Genomic DNA, 19,482 nt, shown 5'->3' on the forward strand with positions numbered 1-19,482 from the left:
CCCAGCACTCCTACAATAACGGTTATGACCATTACGTGCACCTCAGTCGCCCTTAATAATACGCTTTCATTTGTTTAATTTTACCATGAGTCTTCATATGAAAGAAGCTTTTCTTTTAAAGACTCTAGCTTTTTAAATTTTTGATCATAGCTTTGCCGTTTTAACATGTCGTTGGTTATTATCAGCGCATCTTCTTTACGCCCTGCATACAAGTAGGCTTCAATGACTTCGTCGAATCCTTCTGAGTAAGGGAATTCTTCATATTTTGCTAGTTTAAATGAGGCGTCGTAGTGTTTCGTTGCTTTTTCGTATTGCTTTAGTTTTAAAAGCATACGCCCATTTGCTAAATGTAAATCTGCTCGTTCTAAATTGGTAAGGGTATGGAGTTCAATCCCTTGGTTGCGTATATCAAGGGCATCTTCATAGCGCTTTTTTTCTTCTAGCTCAAACGCTTTCTCATAAAAATGGTCAAACTTCGTTAGGGGTCTTCTTGATTTATAGAACTTGTAAATGCCGTATAGGATCAAAAGCAGTAACCAGAGCAATTTGTTCAACTCTCTTTCATCTCTGTATGTATAATATTTATATTAAAGGAAATTAAATTCAGTTGATAGATTTATTGAAATAAAGACGTTTGAGGGGGAATACGATGGTCATCAACCAGCGAATCTATAATGTAAAAGGACTTCAGTACATCATTCGCTCAGCTGCCACTAGCGATGCAGATGAATTGTCTCACCTAAGAGTTCAGCTAGACGGAGAAACGGAAAACTTAGATCGTGAACCAGGAGAAGGGTATATGAATAAAGGGGACTTTGAAGAGCTTATTAGTCGTGACACGGAAAGTAAACGAAACTTATTTTTAGTAGCGGTTGTACATAATGAAATTGTCGGATTTTCAAGGTGCGAAGGTAATGAGTTGAAACGATTTGCCCACAAAGTAGAGTTTGGCGTGTGCATCGCACAAGAACGTTGGGGATACGGAATTGGCAAAGAGCTTTTACAGCAGTCTATATTATGGGCAGATAGCGCGGGCATGAAGAAAATGACGCTGAATGTGCTAGAGACCAACAAAAAAGCGATTGATTTATATACAAAGTTCGGGTTTGAAATAGAAGGGGTATTAAAAAATGACAAGCTGCTGTCTGACGGCAAGTTCTATAACACAGTAGTGATGGGGCGCTTTGCATAGTCTTTTGCGAGGGTTTTTTATCGATTTTTAAAGAAAAAACACCTTCAAGGCTAATGTGCTTGAAGGTGTTTTGCGTTTCGCCTGTTTTACTAGAATGATAGTTAGTGATAGACCTCACTTTTTTTACTAAAGCTTTTATTGATTTCAAATCCTTGTTCTTCTTTTTCGACATCTGTACCAATAGGCTCCCACTTAATAAGGAGTGTCGCGACCAGACCAATAACGGGAACGATTGTAAGGACGAGAAACGTCGTATAGATCCCGCCAATTGAAAGGACAACCGGAAATAAGTAAAAACCTAAAATACTGCCGATACGCGTTGTTCCTTGCCCCCATCCAGAGCCCAGTCCTCTCAGTTCAGTCGGGTAAGAAAGAGTGGCCATTGTCATTCCTTGCGCTCCGGGGCCAAAAGATTGACCAAAAATAAATAAAGCAATAAATAAAATCGGCAGCGCAATAAAATGTGTATCGCCTGTGAGCCCCATCAGGACTAAGCTTAAAGAGCAAATGGTATACCCTGTAATGGCAAGTTTTCTTATGCCGACTTGTTCAGTTAGCCTTGATTGTGTAAAGCCGCCAATAATACCAAATAAATTAAAGAAAAGAGTACCGATAATTGCATAAATCATTCCTTTGCCAAAAATAAGCGTGGAAATGGTTGGGATATAGAAGCCAACGGCAAAGTACTGCATACTTTGAGTAGCCGTAATGATGGAAGCTAGAAATGTCCGAGCCCGATACTTTCCTTGGAAAATAGCTTTATAAGACAGTTTTTTTGAACGAGATAATGGTTCTTCTTTTGCATTTTTAGCCACCGTGACTTGTATGTCATAGGTTTTCTCTAATACCTTGACAGCTTCTTTAAGGGGAAGGTGATGAGCGGCCCACATCGGGCTTTCATCCATGTAGCGGTAGCGCAAAATTAGCACGATTAGTGCAGCAACAGCTCCAAATCCTACTGACCAGCGCCAAATATCCTCATGCTGCCCGAGCAGATAAAAAGGCAGAACAACAAGTCCAGTAACAGTTGCGGCCACGTACCACAGGGGACACCACAAGTTCACGTATTGACCTTTTTTCTTTAAATTGCTGAACTCCGCAATAAAGCTGAGCGCTACCGGAACATCTAGCCCTACACCTACACCCATTAAAAACCGAAAGATAAATAACCAAACTAGATCAGTCGCTAAAGCAGCGCCAAGAGCTGCGAACACCATAAAAAATAAATCAATTAAAAACATTTTGTTGCGGCCGAATTTGTCGGTGTAATATCCTCCTACAGTAGCCCCTAACAAAGCGCCAAAGGCCATAATAGCGGTGAGGCTTCCAAGACCCGCAGGAGAAAGGTTAAATTGTTCCTTTAATTGATCAGCTCCAATTCCGAGACTGGTAAAGTCATAGGCGTCGACAAAAATGCCGCCTAAAGCTACCAAAATGATTTTCCAGCTTTTAGACGTAACTGGATTTGAATTAACAAAGTTGATAATGTCTTGACGCGATTGAATTACGTGTGTGTTGCTGCTTCCCATTTCTTAACCTCCAATCTGCATATAACGAATGTTAAAAAGGACGATCGCCAATAATAGCCGCGCGCTCAGCTTTTCGGATATGAGGATAATAGTCCGATACAGCATAATGCTGTGTTGCACGGTTATCCCAAAAGGCAATTGAATTTACTTCCCAACGAAACCGTACTTGGTATTCTGGAACATGAGCTTGCCTAAACAAAGATTGAAGTAACTGTTCGCCTTCAGAATGTTCTAAACCTACAACATGAGTAGTAAAGGATGAATTGACAAAAAGCGTTTTACGACCTGTTTCAGGGTGAGTACGTACAATAGGATGTTCAACCGCTGGAAACTCTCGTTGAAAAGCCTTCAGTTCATCTGGTTGTAATAAATGAGCAAAAGAAGGAGTGAAGTCATGAATAGCCTTCAAATGTTCAATTTGTTTTTTTATGGACTCAGGCAAGTTGTCATATGCTGCAGCCATATCTGCCCAAAGCGTATCGCCGCCCACAGGAGGCACTTCAATTAATCGAAGTACTGAAGCTTTAGCAGGGCTTTCGCGGAATGTGACGTCTGCATGCCAAACATTTTCAGATCCTCCTTGTTTCTGATTTCTAGAGAATTGTACAATTTCTTTCGCTTGCTCTTGTGAAGCAGGTTTGTAAAAAGGGTGTACTTCAAGATCTCCCCATAGCTTTGCAAAAGCAAGATGTTGTTCGCTTGTAATTTCTTGATTGCGAAAAAAAAGCACTTTCCATTCTAAAAAAGCCCGATTTAATTCTTCTTGCACTTCTTTTGCAAGAGGCTTGGATAAATCTAGACCTTCGATTTCAGCACCGATAATCGGTGTGAGGGGCTTGATGGAAAAGAAAGTATAAGGCTTTTCTTCAACACCATCTGGCAACCGTTTTAACAAACGAGGACCTTCTTTTACCTCGCGGTTAAAAAACTGAAGAGGCCTTGGGTAGCTAGAAAGATTATTAGACACTGTGTTCATCTCCTTATGCTTGTTCTCTTATCTTTGAAATGAAAAACTGTCGCAGTTCCATGAACTTTTCGTGATATTGAAAAGTTCCTTCTTCGTAACGTCCCGACTGTAATGGATTTTGCGTATCTAAGACGACTCTTCCGGGCTTTGGGTGCATCACAATGATTCGAGTTGCGAGTTTAAGAGCTTCTTCTACATCATGAGTAATAAAAAAGATGCACTTTTTTGTTTGGTTCCAAATGGTTAATAAATGTTGCTGCATCGCTTCCCGCGTTAGCGCATCAAGAGCACTAAAAGGCTCATCCATTAAAATAACTTTAGGGTCTGTCGCGAGTGTTCGAGCAATGGCTGCTCGCTGCTTCATTCCTCCTGACAACTGATGGGGAAGTTTTTTAGAAGCAGACGTTAGATCAACCAGCTGCAGGTAATTTGCAACAAGCTGTTTACGTTCTTCTTTGGCGACTTTTTGCATCTTCAATCCAAATTCAATGTTTTTTTCAATAGTCAGCCAGGGAAATAGATTAGGATGCTGAAAAACAACGCCAACGTCTGGATTAGGCTTGGTCTGTTCATCTCCATGAATCATGACTGTACCTGTTGTAGGATGTTGGAAGCCTGCTAGAATATTTAAAAGTGAAGATTTGCCACATCCAGATGGCCCTAATACACAAACAAGCTCATGCTCATATAAAGAAAGATTAATATTTTGTAGTATGAGATGCTCACGTTTTGTTTGAGCATAAGCGAAATCAACGCTTTTTACATCGACGACTTTAGGCTTATGGACACGTTTAGGTCTTTCTTCAACAGCAACACTAGTTTTCAAATGTATCACTCCTTTTGACCGAGAAAGTATCCCTCGACTGACCGCAAGAGATACTTCCCGCTACTATTTAGAAAAATTATTTAGCAGTGCTTGTTGATACGTTTTTAAATCGGGAGAAGAAGGAATATCTTTTTGAGCTTCTAGAAAATCTCCTGTATCTTTTAACACATGCGCCAACTTACCATTAGATTGAAAGTATGCTTTTTGATCTGATTTATTTAGCCAGGTTAGCTGCTGCATCGTTTTTAAGCTTTGTTTTGGTGTTAAGTTCAATTCTTTAGCCAATAGTTCTGCTGATTTTTCTGGATTTTTGTGATAATAGTTAACGGATTCATTTAAGATCGAAATATATCCTTTCACAATATTCGGATATTTTTTAGCGAAATCCTCATGAACAATTCCAAATTCTCCTGTAATGCTTCCTTGCTTGGCTACTTCTTTGGATGAAATGAACACGTTTCCGTCAGCATGAATTAAATTTGTTTGCAGAGGCTGCCATACATACGCACCGTCAATATCACCGCGATTCCAAGCGGCTAAAATATCGGGAGACTGCATGTCTAATAGTGTGATATTTTCTTTTTTAAGATCAATGTTTTTGTTTTTTAACGCACTTAGTAAGCTGTAGTGGGCCGTTGAACTAAAAGTAGTGGCAATTTTTTTTCCTTTTAAATCCTCTAAAGATTTTATGTCCGCACCTTTTTTTACTACTAAGGCTTCACTTTCGCCGATAATATCATGTAAATAATACACTTTGTAAGGAAGTTTATTAGCCACTCCTATTGCGCCGGGCGGTGTTCCAACGAGTCCAAAATCAATGCTTCCTCCCGCAATGGCATTGTTGATATCTCGGCCTGACTCAAATTTAATCCATTTAATTTGAGTTTCTGGATATTTCTTTTCTAATGAGCCACGGGCTTTTGCTAACAATTCTCCATTAGGTGAAGCTTGATAGCCTAAACGTATTTCTTTCGGTACATCATTTTCAGAACCAGATGTAGTGCTTGAACAGCCGGAAACGACTAATATAAAGCATAGCAATAAACCAAGTATTCCTTTTTTCATCCATGTTCCTCCTAAGTAAGCTCTATTTTCCTACCCACGAAAAGGCTAAGCGTTGGTAAAAGCGAATAATGCTATCAATAAGTATAGCGATTAGACCCATGATAATAATGCCCACAAAGACAATATCACTTCGCATATATTTGCTTGCATCAAGTACCATCCAGCCAATTCCTGAAGTAGCTGCAACCATTTCAGCAGCGACTAACGTTGCATAGGTGATTCCAATGGACGTGCGTAGTCCTGTCACAATATCCGGCAGAGCAGATGGAAGAATGATGTGAATAAATACATTAAACTTTGATGCACCTAATGTTAGTGCCCCGTTAATTCGGTCCTGCGGTACGCGTTGTACGCTTGCAACTGTTGCGATAAATAGTGGAGCGAAGGCACTTAAAAACAGTAGTGCTACTTTAGATCCTTCATCAATTCCTAACCATAAAACAAGAAGTGCATAGTAAGCTAACGGAGGAAGCGGACGATAAAATTCAATAATTGGATCAAAAATTGCCAGTATGTATTTAGAGTAGCCACATATAATCCCAAGCGGAATAGCTGTAAGCAAAGCAAGCAGCAAGGCTGTAAATAACCTATACAAGCTTGCAGACAAGTGAGTAACAAGAGATGTTCCTTTGTATCCTTCTACTACTAAACTAATAAATGAATGCAAAACGCTCTGAGGCGTAGGTAGAAAAATTGGATCTACCCATTTAAGTGTACTTAAAAGCGTCCAAAGCAGGAGGATCATAAGTACACTCAGAAAAGATAGTCCTTTTACTTTAAATGATTTAGTTGCCACCAACGTGTTTTTCACTTTATCCCTCCTTTTTAAGTTTTTCTAAACAAAAAAGACTCTCATCTTTTAAAAAGAATGAGAGCCTCCAGTTGACTGGTAGGTTTTTAAATCCTATATGTTTAGTGAGATTAATTTACCAAAAAATTCATAGAGTTGTCAATAAGAGATAAAAATAATCGAAATAAATTCTAAGAATAACATAATCATTGACAATCCTAGCATAAACTTTTAATATATAATTAAACAAAGTGAATTACTTGGTATTAGTGATGCTGTACGAAAAAACGCGCCTACTAGGCAACTGGAGGCCAGACCATTGTGGTGAAACAAATGGACTGGTCTCCTTTTTATATTGAATGGGTATTATGGAAGAGTTGAATTCTGGAACAGAATAGTTGGTATAGATTTAGCGATGAGGAAAATAGTCGAGTGGATAATAAGTAAGGTTTTTCTTAATAAGGTTTTTGAGAGCGTAAACATTTTAAGAGGGGGATCCGTATATGACTGCCGACTTTCATTTTCATACTGATGTATTAATTATTGGAGGAGGCCCTGCTGGTGCATGGGCAGCTCTGCAAGCAGTTAAAGAAGGTGCAAAAGCTGTACTTGTTGATAAAGGATATTGCGGAACGAGCGGAGCAACTGCGCCTTCTGGTACAGGAGTTTGGTATGTAAAGCCTACTTCTGATGAACAGATGAAAGCAATGAAAAGCAGGGAAGCGCTTGGGGGATATTTAGCCGAAAGAAGCTGGATGAAACGAGTGCTTGATTGTACGTTTGAACAAGTAAATGAATTAGCTCATTTTGGCTATCCGTTTCCAGTAGACGAAAAAGGGATTTCTCAGAGAACGACGCTTCAAGGGCCTGAATATATGAGGTTAATGCGGCGGCAGCTTCAAAAAGCAGGGGTTCAGATTTTGGACCATAGCCCGGCACTGGAGCTTCTTGCAGATGAACACGGTGTCGCAGGCGCTTGCGGAATCAATAATCAAACGCAAGAAACTTGGAGAGTGGAGGCTGCTGCGGTTGTGATTGCAACGGGAGGGTGTGCATTTCTAAGCGGAGCACTCGGTACAAATGTTTTAACAGGAGACGGTTACTTATTAGCTACAGAAGCAGGTGCGGCGCTTTCCGGCATGGAGTTTTCAAATGCTTATTCGATTTCGCCAGCTTTTTCTCCAATCACAAAATCTGCATTTTATAAATGGGCTACATTTTATTATGAAGACGGTACAGTGATTGAAGGAGCCGGTTCTCATAAAGGACGTTCCATCATTGCCAGAACGTTAATGACCCAGCCCGTTTATGCAAGGCTGGACAAAGCGGATGAACGTATTCAAAAAGCCATGCGCTTATCACAGCCAAATTTCTTTTTATCATTTGATCGTCTTCATATAAATCCTTTTACTCAAATGTTTCCAATCACCTTGCGCTTTGAAGGAACCGTTAGAGGAACAGGAGGTATTCACATTGCAGATGAAACGTGCAGAACCGACATTCCAGGTTTATATGCAGCCGGAGATGCGGCAACGCGCGAATTAATTTGCGGAGGATTTACCGGAGGAGGCAGCCATAATGCAGCGTGGGCTATCTCTTCAGGCTGCTGGTCAGGAAAAGCAGCGGCAGCATTTGTTGTTAAGCAAGGGCGAAATGCCGCAAATCGACATGCCAAAGGCTTATCAGAAGCGTCAGGAATCACAAAGTCAGTAGCTTCTTCTGATGCAGCTGATACGAAAGAAATGATAGCATCAGTTCAACGCGAGGTCTTTCCATATGATCGAAACTGGTTCCGTTCAGAAGTAAGACTGCAAGATTCACTTATGAGGTTAAATGCAGTGTGGAATGAGTTGAAAAACGGAGTTTATGATAAAGAAAGAAACATCGTGAAAAGTCGAGAGCTTGCGGCCATGACGGCAACGGCGCGATGGATGTATACAAGTGCATTAGAAAGAAAAGAAACGCGAGGAATGCACCGGCGTGACGATTTTCCGTTTATGGATTCCAAGCAACACTACCGTATTCTAAGCGGAGGCGTACAGGAAGTCTGGGCGAGACCCTTAGGTACAAAATCTTCTAATCACGTAAAGGGGGTTATTTAATGATCGAGCTTCTTAGTGAAGACCGATGTATTAACTGCAATCTTTGTGTATCCGTTTGTCCAACAAATGTCTTTGACCGCTCTCGAATGGGAGGTGCTCCTTCCATAGCTCGTCAATCCGATTGTCAAACTTGCTTTATGTGTGAACTGTACTGTCCGGTAGATGCTTTATATGTGACGCCTTTAGCTGAACAAACTGTAGAAGTAAACGAACGGCATGTAATAAACCAGCATCTGCTTGGAAGTTACCGGGAAGCTGTAGGCTGGGGAAAAGGAAGAAAATCCACCGCTTCTTCCGATCAGTCACATATCATCTTAAATAAGAAATAAAGAAAAAAGAGCGGGCAAAGCCGCTCTTTTTTCTTTACTTTTGCGTTTCACGAACCCATTTGACAATATCATCAATGACATAAGAAGGAATGTTGGCTGAAACAGCATATTCATCGGGCGTGCTTTTTTCACCAGTTCCTTCTGTGAAAAAGTGGTTGAGCATTGGATAAAGCTTAAAAGAAGTGTTAGAACGCTGAGATAAGCTTTGTTTCCAGCCTTCAAAATCTTCCGTCGTTACTTGATAATCACGCGCTCCTTGTAAAAAAAGCAGAGGCGTATCCTGAGATTTTGCGACTTCTGCAGGTTGCCAGTGAGCTAAGTCATACCAAAAATAAGGCGTGCCAAGCAGGAATTCTTTTGGCGGCTGAGCTGGTGAAAAGCTTGGATCTTGTAAAATGGCAAACTGCTGTTGGAAAAAAGCAAGCTGCTCTTTCGGAAGCTGATTCAGCGATACAAGATAGGCAAATTGTTCAAGCATTAACTCTGGAAGTGTGCGGCTCGGTGCAGCAAGTAAAATAGAGCCGCGCACGCTTTTATCTGGCGTGTGATTTAAAATCCTGGGCATCATCATGCCGCCTTGACTGTGTCCTAGTATAAAAATATTGCGGCTGTCGATGCCTTTTTGTTTCGCCATTGCTTTGACTGCGAGTACGGCATCATCCGTTGTTTCATTGTCGACGTTTATTTTACTTTCACCGGACATTTTAGCTGCATGTTCGTATGTACGCTTGTTGTAGCGTAAAACGGCGATTCCTTGAGAAGCGAGTCCTGAAGCAAGATCTCGAAACGGCTTTAAGCTCATAAACGTTTCATCTTGATCAGAAGGACCTGATCCATGAACTAAAATGACAACGGGTACATTTTGATGCTTTGAGCGTGTTGGAAGAGTGAGCGTTGCTGGAAGTTCGTAAGGTGCTTTGCCGATTGAAAGCTGTTTTTCACTGTAATTCTTAGGGATGTCATAAGGCGGTGTAGAAAACGAAAACTGGCGCTCCTCCGGTACGATTCGCCAATCATCAATTTGCCGATTTTGACTAAATCGAACGGTTAAAGTAGCTGATACGTGTTCAAATTCAATTGGAATTTCTATATTTCTATGAACGGTATTGACCTCACCTTGTACAGATATACCAATCTTTTTTACAGAACCAAACTGAGCCGTTAGAGCTGACCACCATGTTTTTATGTTGTCTTCACTCATTTTGGACTGCAGGCTGCGGGAAAAGTAGCGCTTAGCTTCTTTTGCTTTGCCGTTCGCTACATTCGTTAAAAATGCGTTTGCTCGTTTGACTTCAATTTTTGCTGAATGATGAGCCGCATTTGCCACTGCTTCAGCTTGAACAGATGAAGTGGACATAGGGAGTACTTGAAGCCCGAGTGCTAAAGAAACAGCGAGTGGAAGGGCAGCTTTTACTTTTTTCATACATCATCCTCCTTGGCGATTCTTGTACTCTATCAGTATACCAATTTTAGGTAAAAAGAGTCATGTCATTCTAAGATAAAAAAAGCCGATGCGTTATGAATATGGTAAAATAAAGAAGTTATATTATTTAGAAAATTTAAATATCTAAAAAAGGAGGCGCTTTTATGAACTATGATCCGCATTATCATCCATATCCATCATCCCGAGTTCCCGTCTATGCTAAAAAAGGAATGGTAGCTACATCTCAGCCGCTTGCAGCGCAGGCAGGCCTTGATATCTTAAAAAAAGGCGGCAATGCAATTGATGCAGCAATCGCGACAGCTGCAAGCCTCACAGTGTTAGAGCCCGCGTCAAATGGAATCGGAGGAGACGCATTTGCGCTTGTTTGGACCAATGATCAGCTGTACGGACTGAATGCTAGCGGCCCTTCTCCTCAGTCTATTTCCATTGATGCATTAAAGGAAAAAGGATACAGAGATATTCCTAAGTACGGAATGATTCCCGTTACGGTTCCCGGTGCTCCGGCTGCTTGGGCTGCTTTATCGAAGCGATTTGGCAAACTGCCTCTTTCTCAAGTACTGCAGCCTGCTATTCAGTACGCCAAAGAAGGATTTCCGCTAGCGCCTACTCTCACGAAACAATGGAAACAAGCGTACGATACGTTCAAACGAATACATACAAGCGAAGAACTTGAGTCATGGTTTCAAACGTTTGCCCCAAATGGACGAGCACCAAAAGCAGGAGAAATGTGGTCATCCATCCACCATGCCCGTACGCTTCAGCTCATTGGCGAAACAAATGCAGAAGCGTTTTATAAAGGCGAGCTTGCGGATCGTATTGATGCATTCAGTAAAAAACACGGCGGCTTTTTATCAAAAGAAGATTTGGCTGCTTATGAGCCTGAGTGGGTGAACCCGATTTCCGCTCACTACCGTGGATATGATGTGTGGGAAATTCCTCCGAATGGTCAGGGGCTTATTGCGTTAATGGCATTAAATATCGTAAAAGGTTTTGAGCTTCAAGAAAAAGATGCTGTGGATACGTATCATAAACAAATAGAAGCGATAAAGCTTGCGTTTGCGGACGGGGAAAAATACATTACGGAAGAAGCAAAAATGAGCGTGTCTGTTAGTGAGCTTCTGTCTGATACATATGCAAGCTATCGTCGAAGCCTTATAAAAGAACATTCCCTGCAGCCTGAAGCGGGAGAACCTGTTGGAAGCGGAACAGTGTATTTAGCAACTGCTGATGAAGAAGGAAACATGGTTTCATTTATTCAAAGTAATTATATGGGCTTTGGTTCTGGAATCGTTGTGCCAGAAACGGGAATTGCCTTGCAAAACCGCGGCCACAATTTTTCAATGGATCCTGATCACGATAACTGTCTTGCTCCTAATAAAAAAACGTTTCATACCATTATTCCAGGGTTTCTCACCAAAAATAATGAGCCCGTAGGACCGTTTGGCGTGATGGGAGGCTTTATGCAGCCGCAGGGACATATGCAAGTTGTCATGAATACAATTGACTTTCATCTTCATCCTCAAGCCGCTTTAGACGCGCCAAGATGGCAGTGGAAAAAAGATAAAACGGTGCTTATTGAGCCGGCTTTTCCATCCCACGTGGCACAAGCGCTTGAACGAAAAGGACATAAAATTGAAGTAGCCGTGGATTCAATGGCATTTGGGCGCGGACAGATTATTTGGAGAGATCCTGAAAGCGGCGTGCTATGCGGAGGAAGTGAATCACGAACGGATGGATTTGTAGCTGGATGGTAACGTTTAAAAAAACACAATAGGTGGAGGAAGAAGCCCGTACTGATTAGAGTTGGGCTTTTTTCATGTCTCAACCACATGTATAAATCTCTTCAAAGAACTTAAAACTAAAACAAACATTTACGTATGTATGGATAACGTGAACTTAGGGGTTATGTACGGGAAATTTACATTAGACGCTGCTGCGTATCTTTATAAATTAACATAAGCAATAATTGAGCGTGGTGAGAACAGCCGTCTCAAGCTGCCAACTGACATGAAGGTAGGCTAACAACACTTGGTGAAAGGAGCGAAAAGGTGATGAGAAATAAAAAGTTTGAAGTGAAATTTTTACGTGTAATACTACTTATCGCCCTGGGGATTCTCCCTTTTTTATTTAGAAAACCACCGATTAAAGACTGGCTGCTGGCCTATGTATTTAACGCCTTGACAAATGGTATTATTGATAAATTTATTATAACTCACGGCCTTCTTCGATATCCAACTCGCTTATTGAAAAAACAGTTTAGAATTAACGTGTTGTTCGATTTTTTGCTGTATCCTATGATATCCGTCATGATTAATCAAGCTACGTATTACGATAAAGGGTTAAAAGTTTTATATAAAATTATGCTTTTTACGATCCCGATGTTTTTTATTGAATTATGGGCTGAAAAACGAACGAAGCTTATCGAATGGAAAACTGGCTGGATGTGGTACCACACCATTGCTAGCGTGACGTTAAAATCGTATCTTAATCGAATGCTGATTGGATGGATTCGAAAAGTTGAAAAGAAGCAGGAAGAAATAAAAATACAATAACAGAGGTTCTAAAAACGATGTTAGAGAGGTGAACAAAGGTGCATATTTCTATCCTTCTATGGCTGATTTTTCAAAATATCCAAAAGAAAACGTGGAAAAAAATTCACGAGCTTTATGCTGGGGGATTATACGTGAGTTTTTTTAATATTCTTTATTACTTTCTCTGTAACGATAAATTGCTTTGGGATTTTAAATCTTCCCATCTTTCACTAAAAGAACTGCGCGTGCTGCACCTTATCTTCATTACACCTCTTATGATTTGGTCGTTTTTAGCTACGTATCCGCCCACACTCGTCAAACAGGTGAAGTATATCGCAAAATGGGTATGTACAGCTTCATTTGTAGAATGGATTGGACTCAGGTGTAAAGCCATTACCTTTAGGCACGGCTGGCATTTAGGGTGGTCAGCACTTATTTACATAATGATGCTTATCTTCTCGAGATGGTTTCAAAAAAAGCCTTTTGCGGTCTTGCTGCTTTCGGTTTTAGCAACAGTGGTCCTCAGCGTTATCTTTAAAGTTCCAGTGAGCAAACGGATGCTAAAACATCCGCTGAAACGAATATTGACTCGGCCTTTAAAAGATCATGTGACTCAAGCTGTTGCGAATAAAGTAAAGCGAAAATGCCTGCTTCTCAAGCTGTTCTCGTAAGTTCCTGCTCTCTGTAAAGAGCAGGTTTTTTAGCTTACTGGAGGAATAACGTCCGTCAGCAGCAGAATAAAAAAATCAGGCCCACTCCGGTAAAGCTTAAAGAAGCAAGAAAATAAGCCGTCCAGCGCAAACGAAACGGATTATGTTCGATATTGGCTCCAGACATTAGCCTCATGGAATGAGTTTTATAGTGAGAATGAGCGCTGTTGCTTCCGCTGCTTGAAAACCAAAAAGTCAAAACTGAAAACAAAAGTCCGCTAAAAAACATAAGCGCAATAAAGCGAATAGACAAAAAAGATGAGCACGCATAGGTTAATCCAGCTTCAATAAGCAGGGGAATAACAAAAACAAGCTGAGTTTTCTTCAAAAAATCCCTCCCTTTTTTCTCTTTGTCTACTTTTCATTATACAATAATTTACATTTATAAAAAGTCTCAAAAATGCTTTTATTATGATATAATGGTAATAAATGTATGATTGAAAAAGTATTCAAAGTTCGTATGCATCACGATTATAAGCTCTTTTATAATGATGAGACTTACTATATACGCTGCGCTTAGCTTCAAGTGCGTAGAATAAAAGTGAGGAGTGTGTATGGAGTTAGGAGAGACTGTGATTGCGATACTAGCAGCGGGGGCATTTTTGTTATACGGCACGTTAGAGCTTTGGTTTGCGCCTCGTAATTCTTCTTTTTTTAAAGGGTGGAAGCAAAAACTAGCCGTCATTTTACCGTTATATGCGGTTACATTCGGCATATGGTTCGTGTTTTTTTCGTAACAAAAAGTCTTACAAAAAGGAGGAATGAAAGATGGAAATCAATTCATACCTCACTCGGTTTTCATGTATGCTGATGCTCATGTTTGGAGGATTATTTATTATACGGTATGTAAAAACAGGTGACCTTTATTTAGATCAGCTTCTTGTCTTTGGAGCGGGTTTTGTTCTGTTTATCGGCTCACTTATTTGGAAAAGAAAACATCAGCAGCAAGGAAATAGAAAAGCTTGTTAATTCTATAAAACTGTGACAGTATAAAACAGATAAAAAATGTAATCTCGTGACCGTACTATTGTTTACGAGCTGGTGGAGGAAAAGAAAATGAATGTACCTAATTGTCCAAGCTGTCAATCACAGTATACATATGAAGATGGAAGCCTGTTTGTCTGCCCGGAATGTGCGCATGAATGGGGACAAGATGAAAAAACAGAAAGCACGGAAGAGCAGCTTACTGTAAAAGATGCAAACGGTAATCTTTTAAAAGACGGAGATTCAGTTACCGTCATCAAAGACTTAAAAGTAAAAGGAAGCTCATCGGTTGTAAAAATCGGTACGAAAGTAAAAAGCATTCGTTTAGTAGAAGGCGATCATAACATCGACTGCAAAATTGACGGATTTGGAGCGATGAGCTTAAAATCTCAGTTTGTGAAAAAAGCATAACGATAAAAAAGTCAGGATGAAGAAGACTTTCATCCTGACTTTTTTTTATGCATTTTAACGGGTAAGGTGAAATATATAGACCATTTTGTCTATTTTAGAAGGAATTTAGCCCAATGTCCCGAACTTACATAAAGTGTATGAAATTTGGATATTAATGGAACGGTTGTCCGTTTCATGAAGTCAAAGGGGAGGGAGAAATGTGAAAAAGTTTTTAGCGTTTCAAATTTTAATTGCATTAGTAATCGGAGCTGTCATCGGGCACTTTTTTCCGGATTTCGGAATGGCTTTAAGGCCGGTAGGAGACGGGTTTATCCGCCTCATTAAAATGATTGTGGTGCCGATTGTCTTTTCAACCATCGTCATAGGTGCTGCGGGAAGCGGCAGTATGAAGCAAATGGGGAGTCTAGGGTTAAAGACGATTATTTGGTTTGAAATCATTACTACCATCGTATTAGGAATTGGGCTGCTGTTAGTGAATTTGCTAAAGCCCGGAGTAGGCCTCGATCTTTCTCATCTTGTTAAAAAAGATATTGGTGAATTGTCCCAGTACACCGACAAAGTCGTAGACTTTAAACAAATGATTTTGAACATCATTCCAACAAATATCGTAGATGTGATGGCAAAAAATGATTTGCTAGCCGTGATTTTCTTTGCTATTTTATTCGGTGTTGCCGCTTCAGGAGTTGGTAAAGCATCCGAACCTGCAATGAAATTTTTTGAATCTACGGCTAAGATTATGTTTAAATTAACGCAAATTGTTATGGTCACAGCGCCTCTTGGTGTACTAGCGCTAATGGCTGCATCTGTAGGGCAATACGGCATTGCACTTCTGCTTCCAATGCTAAAGCTAATTGGAACCGTCTTTTTAGGTCTTTTTATTATTTTATTTGTTTTATTTCCACTTGTTGGGTTTTTATTCAAATTCAACTACTTTGAAGTATTCAAAATGATTTGGGATTTGTTTCTTATCGCGTTTTCCACAACAAGTACAGAAACGGTGCTGCCACAGCTGATGGAGCGGATGGAAAGGTACGGATGTCCTAAGCGAGTCGTGTCGTTCGTTATTCCGTCGGGCCTGTCGTTAAACTGTGATGGATCTACTTTGTATTTATCCGTTTCATGCGTCTTTTTAGCACAGGCTTTTAACATCGATATGCCATTATCTCAGCAATTATTTATGATGCTTATACTGGTGATGACAAGTAAAGGAATTGCGGCTGTCCCGTCAGGTTCACTTGTCGTGCTTTTAGCAACAGCCAACGCAGTAGGTCTGCCGGCTGAAGGAGTGGCAATTATTGCAGGAGTGGACCGCATTATGGATATGGCCAGAACAGGAGTCAACGTCCCAGGCCACGCCATTGCCTGTATCGTCGTCTCGAAATGGGAAAAAGTATTCCGCACCCAAACGCCAATCCCGCCCGGATCTCACACGGAATCTCTATAAAACCAACCTCCGCTTTAGTCTATAGAGCGGGGGTTTTTTGTTAAAGTTTCAAAGGGGCAGATTAGATTTTCCATACTCATTCCTCCACAAAAAAGGGGCAGCAGCCGCTTTCGTTTAGAAAATCCCCTGTGCCGTTTTTTAATCACAGGGGATTTTCTCCATAAATGTTCACAAATCGTTCACTTACGAAGAAGGAAGATAAAAAGCTATACTAAGCCAAGTAAAAAACATGAAAAGGATGAGGAAAGTGCCAACAACTAAAAAAGAAAGTATGTATTTTGGAATGATGATGTGCGGAGGGATGGTGCTTGTGATGACGGTGTATAACATGTTAATGAATGACGTCATCGGGCATATCACGCTTGCAGAAGGTATTTTGAACTTGGTTATCACGTTTGTAGTCGCAATGGCTGTCGAAACTTTTTTCGTCGGTCCCGTAGCAAAAAAAGTAGCATTTTCACTGCCGTTTGATAAATCGAAACAGTTAAAAGTCGTGTTGATTTTGTCATCATGTATGGTGATCGGAATGGTGCTTTGCATGTCTGTATACGGGTTAATTACGATGTCACTTACAAAAGGTTTAGACGGAGAGCCGCTTCTTTCAAGCTATGCATTGATCGTTATGAAAAACTTTATCGTGGCATACCCGCTTCAGCTTCTCATCATGGGTCCTTTAGTTCGCGGACTGTTTATGAAATTTGTGAAAAAGAATCCGGCAGCTGCTTAAGCCAAAACCCTAAGAACGCCTATTTTCTTAGGGTTTTGTTATGCAAAGCTGTTTGGTAAGAAGAGAAGAAAGTCACTAAATGAAAAGTGATTTGGCGTTATTTATTTAGAAATACTTACTCTTTAAAACGTTTCAAAGTAATGCTCTCGGGTACACACAACATTAATGAGGAGGAGATAGTATGGAAGCAAAAGCAAAGAATGTTGTGGGAATATACGAAACGGAACAAGAAGCAGTTCATGCCGTAGAGAGTTTAAAAAAAGAAGGGTATGCATCGGAGGAAATTTCTATCATCGGCAAACATAAAAAGACCAAAAACGTTCAGAAAGAAACGAATACAAAAGCAGAAGGAGCAGCAACTGGAGCACTTACCGGAGGTACGCTAGGGAGCTTGACCGGAATATTAGCAGGTGCCGGCGCTCTTGCCATACCGGGAATAGGTCCAATTGTGGCGGCTGGTCCGATTGTAGCTACATTAACAGGTGCGGCAGCTGGTGCGAGCGTAGGAGGTCTGTCTGGTATTTTAGTAAGTATGGGAATTCCAAAACAGCAGGCCGAACAATATAATGATTCAGTCAAAGAAGGCAGCTTGCTTGTTTTAGTAGACAAAGAAGACTCAGATCATGATGGAAACCCGAAAGCTCCTTTAACCGGAATGATTTTATAGAACGTATGATATGTAGGAGAAATCTGTCGCAGTGCGGCAGATTTTTTTATGCACTGATTTAAACACATCAATTGAACAATAATATTCCATAACAGTTAAAAATATCAAAATATGTCATGGTGTATCGAATAATAATATGCCTTAAATTATAATGTAATATTATTGTAACAATAATGTATTTATTGTTTTATTTTGGGATTAAAATCTTGATGAAAGCTTTAATAGAAGGATTTACGCGCAAATTTCATCCAATAATTAACTGTTAATTATTATACGTAGTAGAATAATTTTCTAATTTATTTTCAGAAATTACTTTTTAGCAAATTATTCATGTTTGAAAGAGGGCTAAAAAGTATATTTCAAAAGTATGTTTACTTAAAAAGTTAAGCAGGTTCATTAGTAGCATCATTCATTTAGCTAAATTTCGAAAGGAGCTGCTAAAAATGAGTATTCAAAAAAGTACAGATAGTTCTAGTTTAGCAGAAGTGATTGATCGAATTCTCGACAAAGGGATTGTCATCGATGCTTTTGCCCGAGTATCACTCGTAGGAATTGAAATTTTAACGATTGAAGCACGAGTCGTTATTGCAAGTGTCGATACGTGGCTTCGCTACGCAGAAGCCGTTGGGTTATTAACCGACAAAGTAGAGGAAGAAGGGCTGCCTGGCCGAACAGAGGAGCGAGGAGCAGGGCTTAGCTTTTAAGTCTTTTAATCGTAAGAAAATTCATTAAATAAATAATAATAAGAGAAAAGAGGATGAAACATGTCAACAACTGATAACAATGTGCAAAGTGAAAAACAAGAAAATCAGCAGCAGGAAGAAAAAACGCAAAACTCTTTAAATCTTGCTATTTTAGGAGGCGTAGTAGGAGCGGGAATTGGACTTCTTTCAAGTCCTCAAACGAGTAAAAAAGTACTCAGCCGCTTAGGACAATCAGAAATTGTACGTGCGACAGGACAAGAGTTAAGAAGAAACGCACAGGATATTCTAACGCAGCAAGCGATGGGAGCATTAAGGCAGACGGCTACAGGATATCTTGAAAAAGACAATTTAAGCAAGCTGCTGGCACCTAAAAAGAAAAAAGATGATGCATCAAATGAACAGGGCGATTCGCAGGAAGAAGTCAGCCAAAGCGCAGAAATGGAAACGTCTCAGTACGAAGAGCTAAAAGAAGAAAATAAAAATATGAACGACCAGCTGCAGCGCATTGAAGAGATGCTAAACAAACTCATGGACGCGAAGAAGTAAGATATCCGTCCTGAAGGGGAATTTCATGGATAAAAAAGATGTGGAGAAAGCAGCCTTAAAAGCAGGAAAAAAGATCATCGATCATACGCCTGAACCTGTTAAGGAAAAGATAGAAGAAAAGGTTAAAGAAAAAGCGAAAGAAAAATTTGTCGAAAAAACTGAAGGGAAACTGCAGGAAAAAGCAAATGAAGCGTCAGAAAAACTGCAGGAAACAAAAGAAAAAAATGCCCAAAAGGTACACGGCAAAGGGGAAGACGCAAAAGAAAAGCTCCAAGACGTCTTACTATCAGTAAAAGATAAGCTTAGCGATGTGAAAGAAGCTGGAGAAAACTTTCAAGAAAAAGTTTCTTCTTCAGACGATAAAGAGAAGTCAAAAAATAAGCGGAAAATAAAAGGCGTAAATCAGATTAAAAAAGCAACGGATATTAAAAGCTCTACTAAGATTAAAAGTTCTAATGATATTAAATCATCTACAGATTTAAAAACAATGGGATCATAAGCGAAAGGAGAAATG

Annotated in this window: 23 protein-coding genes; 15 read left to right on the forward strand and 8 right to left on the reverse strand. The window is 40.1% G+C overall.

Features of this window, described 5'->3' with window-relative positions; genetic code table 11:
- Positions 1–80 precede the first annotated feature (80 nt).
- The gene (locus AC4NPH_RS19075) at positions 81–554 is read right to left on the reverse strand and encodes a hypothetical protein (RefSeq protein ID WP_223268997.1); all 474 of its coding nucleotides are present in this window, start codon (positions 552–554) and stop codon (positions 81–83) included.
- Between the two features lie 95 nt (positions 555–649).
- On the opposite strand from AC4NPH_RS19075, the gene AC4NPH_RS19080 reads away from it, so the two are divergent.
- A complete protein-coding gene (locus AC4NPH_RS19080; RefSeq protein WP_098314670.1) occupies positions 650–1,192 on the forward strand; it encodes a GNAT family N-acetyltransferase in 543 nt (180 codons plus the stop codon).
- A 101-nt stretch (positions 1,193–1,293) separates the two neighbouring features.
- On the opposite strand, the gene AC4NPH_RS19085 is transcribed toward AC4NPH_RS19080, so the two are convergent.
- The 5 genes from AC4NPH_RS19085 to AC4NPH_RS19105 form a co-directional block, all read right to left on the reverse strand.
- A complete protein-coding gene (locus tag AC4NPH_RS19085) occupies positions 1,294–2,721 on the reverse strand; it encodes an MFS transporter (protein ID WP_491938858.1) in 1,428 nt (475 codons plus the stop codon).
- Positions 2,722–2,752: 31 nt separating this feature from the next.
- Positions 2,753–3,688 (reverse strand): TauD/TfdA dioxygenase family protein, encoded by a 936-nt coding sequence (locus AC4NPH_RS19090; protein WP_063672118.1) that lies wholly within the window; start codon positions 3,686–3,688, stop codon positions 2,753–2,755.
- Positions 3,689–3,701: 13 nt separating this feature from the next.
- Positions 3,702–4,514 carry an ABC transporter ATP-binding protein gene (locus AC4NPH_RS19095; RefSeq protein WP_063672116.1) on the reverse strand — a complete coding sequence of 271 codons (813 nt, stop codon included), beginning with the start codon at positions 4,512–4,514 and terminating at the stop codon, positions 3,702–3,704.
- Between the two features lie 63 nt (positions 4,515–4,577).
- Positions 4,578–5,579, reverse strand: coding sequence for a taurine ABC transporter substrate-binding protein (locus tag AC4NPH_RS19100; protein WP_063672114.1), 1,002 nt, complete (start codon positions 5,577–5,579; stop codon positions 4,578–4,580).
- Positions 5,580–5,601: 22 nt separating this feature from the next.
- Entirely contained in the window at positions 5,602–6,390 is a 789-nt protein-coding gene (locus AC4NPH_RS19105) for an ABC transporter permease subunit (RefSeq protein WP_013058014.1), read from the reverse strand.
- Positions 6,391–6,872: 482 nt separating this feature from the next.
- On the opposite strand from AC4NPH_RS19105, the gene AC4NPH_RS19110 reads away from it, so the two are divergent.
- Entirely contained in the window at positions 6,873–8,471 is a 1,599-nt protein-coding gene (locus AC4NPH_RS19110) for an FAD-dependent oxidoreductase (RefSeq protein WP_491938860.1), read from the forward strand.
- On the forward strand, positions 8,471–8,800 hold the full coding sequence (locus tag AC4NPH_RS19115; protein ID WP_063672108.1) for a 4Fe-4S dicluster domain-containing protein: 330 nt from the start codon (positions 8,471–8,473) through the stop codon (positions 8,798–8,800). Before AC4NPH_RS19110 ends, AC4NPH_RS19115 begins: the two co-directional genes overlap by 1 nt.
- Before the next feature lie 34 nt (positions 8,801–8,834).
- Here AC4NPH_RS19115 and AC4NPH_RS19120 read toward each other — a convergent pair whose 3' ends face one another.
- The gene (locus AC4NPH_RS19120) at positions 8,835–10,223 is read right to left on the reverse strand and encodes an alpha/beta fold hydrolase (protein WP_013058011.1); all 1,389 of its coding nucleotides are present in this window, start codon (positions 10,221–10,223) and stop codon (positions 8,835–8,837) included.
- A 164-nt stretch (positions 10,224–10,387) separates the two neighbouring features.
- Here AC4NPH_RS19120 and ggt point away from each other — a divergent pair, with 164 nt between their 5' ends.
- From ggt to AC4NPH_RS19135, 3 genes are all read left to right on the forward strand, one after another.
- Entirely contained in the window at positions 10,388–11,998 is a 1,611-nt protein-coding gene (ggt, locus tag AC4NPH_RS19125; RefSeq protein ID WP_013058010.1) for a gamma-glutamyltransferase, read from the forward strand.
- 297 nt (positions 11,999–12,295) lie between these two features.
- The gene (locus tag AC4NPH_RS19130) at positions 12,296–12,796 is read left to right on the forward strand and encodes a CBO0543 family protein (protein ID WP_063672106.1); all 501 of its coding nucleotides are present in this window, start codon (positions 12,296–12,298) and stop codon (positions 12,794–12,796) included.
- Positions 12,797–12,927: 131 nt separating this feature from the next.
- Positions 12,928–13,446 carry a hypothetical protein gene (locus AC4NPH_RS19135; RefSeq protein ID WP_231101760.1) on the forward strand — a complete coding sequence of 173 codons (519 nt, stop codon included), beginning with the start codon at positions 12,928–12,930 and terminating at the stop codon, positions 13,444–13,446.
- A gap of 55 nt (positions 13,447–13,501) precedes the next feature.
- Here the strand turns inward: AC4NPH_RS19135 and AC4NPH_RS19140 are convergent, their stop codons facing one another.
- Positions 13,502–13,813: a hypothetical protein gene (locus AC4NPH_RS19140; protein WP_141480541.1), complete on the reverse strand. Its 312-nt coding sequence runs from the start codon at positions 13,811–13,813 to the stop codon at positions 13,502–13,504.
- A 226-nt stretch (positions 13,814–14,039) separates the two neighbouring features.
- Between AC4NPH_RS19140 and AC4NPH_RS19145 the strand changes: the two genes are divergently transcribed.
- From AC4NPH_RS19145 to gvpQ, 9 genes are all read left to right on the forward strand, one after another.
- Positions 14,040–14,222, forward strand: coding sequence for a hypothetical protein (locus tag AC4NPH_RS19145; protein ID WP_063672104.1), 183 nt, complete (start codon positions 14,040–14,042; stop codon positions 14,220–14,222).
- Positions 14,223–14,253: 31 nt separating this feature from the next.
- A complete protein-coding gene (locus AC4NPH_RS19150) occupies positions 14,254–14,454 on the forward strand; it encodes a hypothetical protein (protein ID WP_013058005.1) in 201 nt (66 codons plus the stop codon).
- Positions 14,455–14,541: 87 nt separating this feature from the next.
- Positions 14,542–14,880, forward strand: a complete 339-nt coding sequence (locus tag AC4NPH_RS19155; RefSeq protein ID WP_013058004.1) for a zinc ribbon domain-containing protein YjdM — start codon at positions 14,542–14,544, stop codon at positions 14,878–14,880.
- Between the two features lie 199 nt (positions 14,881–15,079).
- Complete coding sequence (gene gltP, locus AC4NPH_RS19160; RefSeq protein WP_013058003.1) at positions 15,080–16,324, forward strand: glutamate-aspartate/proton symporter GltP; 1,245 nt, start codon at positions 15,080–15,082, stop codon at positions 16,322–16,324.
- A gap of 247 nt (positions 16,325–16,571) precedes the next feature.
- A complete protein-coding gene (locus tag AC4NPH_RS19165) occupies positions 16,572–17,051 on the forward strand; it encodes a DUF2798 domain-containing protein (protein WP_013058002.1) in 480 nt (159 codons plus the stop codon).
- A gap of 181 nt (positions 17,052–17,232) precedes the next feature.
- Entirely contained in the window at positions 17,233–17,718 is a 486-nt protein-coding gene (locus tag AC4NPH_RS19170) for a YflT domain-containing protein (protein WP_013058001.1), read from the forward strand.
- Positions 17,719–18,161: 443 nt separating this feature from the next.
- Positions 18,162–18,422, forward strand: a complete 261-nt coding sequence (gvpA, locus tag AC4NPH_RS19175) for a gas vesicle structural protein GvpA (protein ID WP_013058000.1) — start codon at positions 18,162–18,164, stop codon at positions 18,420–18,422.
- A gap of 60 nt (positions 18,423–18,482) precedes the next feature.
- Complete coding sequence (gene gvpT, locus AC4NPH_RS19180) at positions 18,483–18,968, forward strand: GvpT/GvpP family gas vesicle accessory protein (protein ID WP_013057999.1); 486 nt, start codon at positions 18,483–18,485, stop codon at positions 18,966–18,968.
- A 25-nt stretch (positions 18,969–18,993) separates the two neighbouring features.
- Positions 18,994–19,467 (forward strand): gas vesicle protein GvpQ, encoded by a 474-nt coding sequence (gene gvpQ, locus AC4NPH_RS19185; RefSeq protein ID WP_013057998.1) that lies wholly within the window; start codon positions 18,994–18,996, stop codon positions 19,465–19,467.
- Positions 19,468–19,482 lie beyond the last annotated feature (15 nt).

The organism is Priestia sp. MDV22-iso46, from assembly GCF_058629175.1.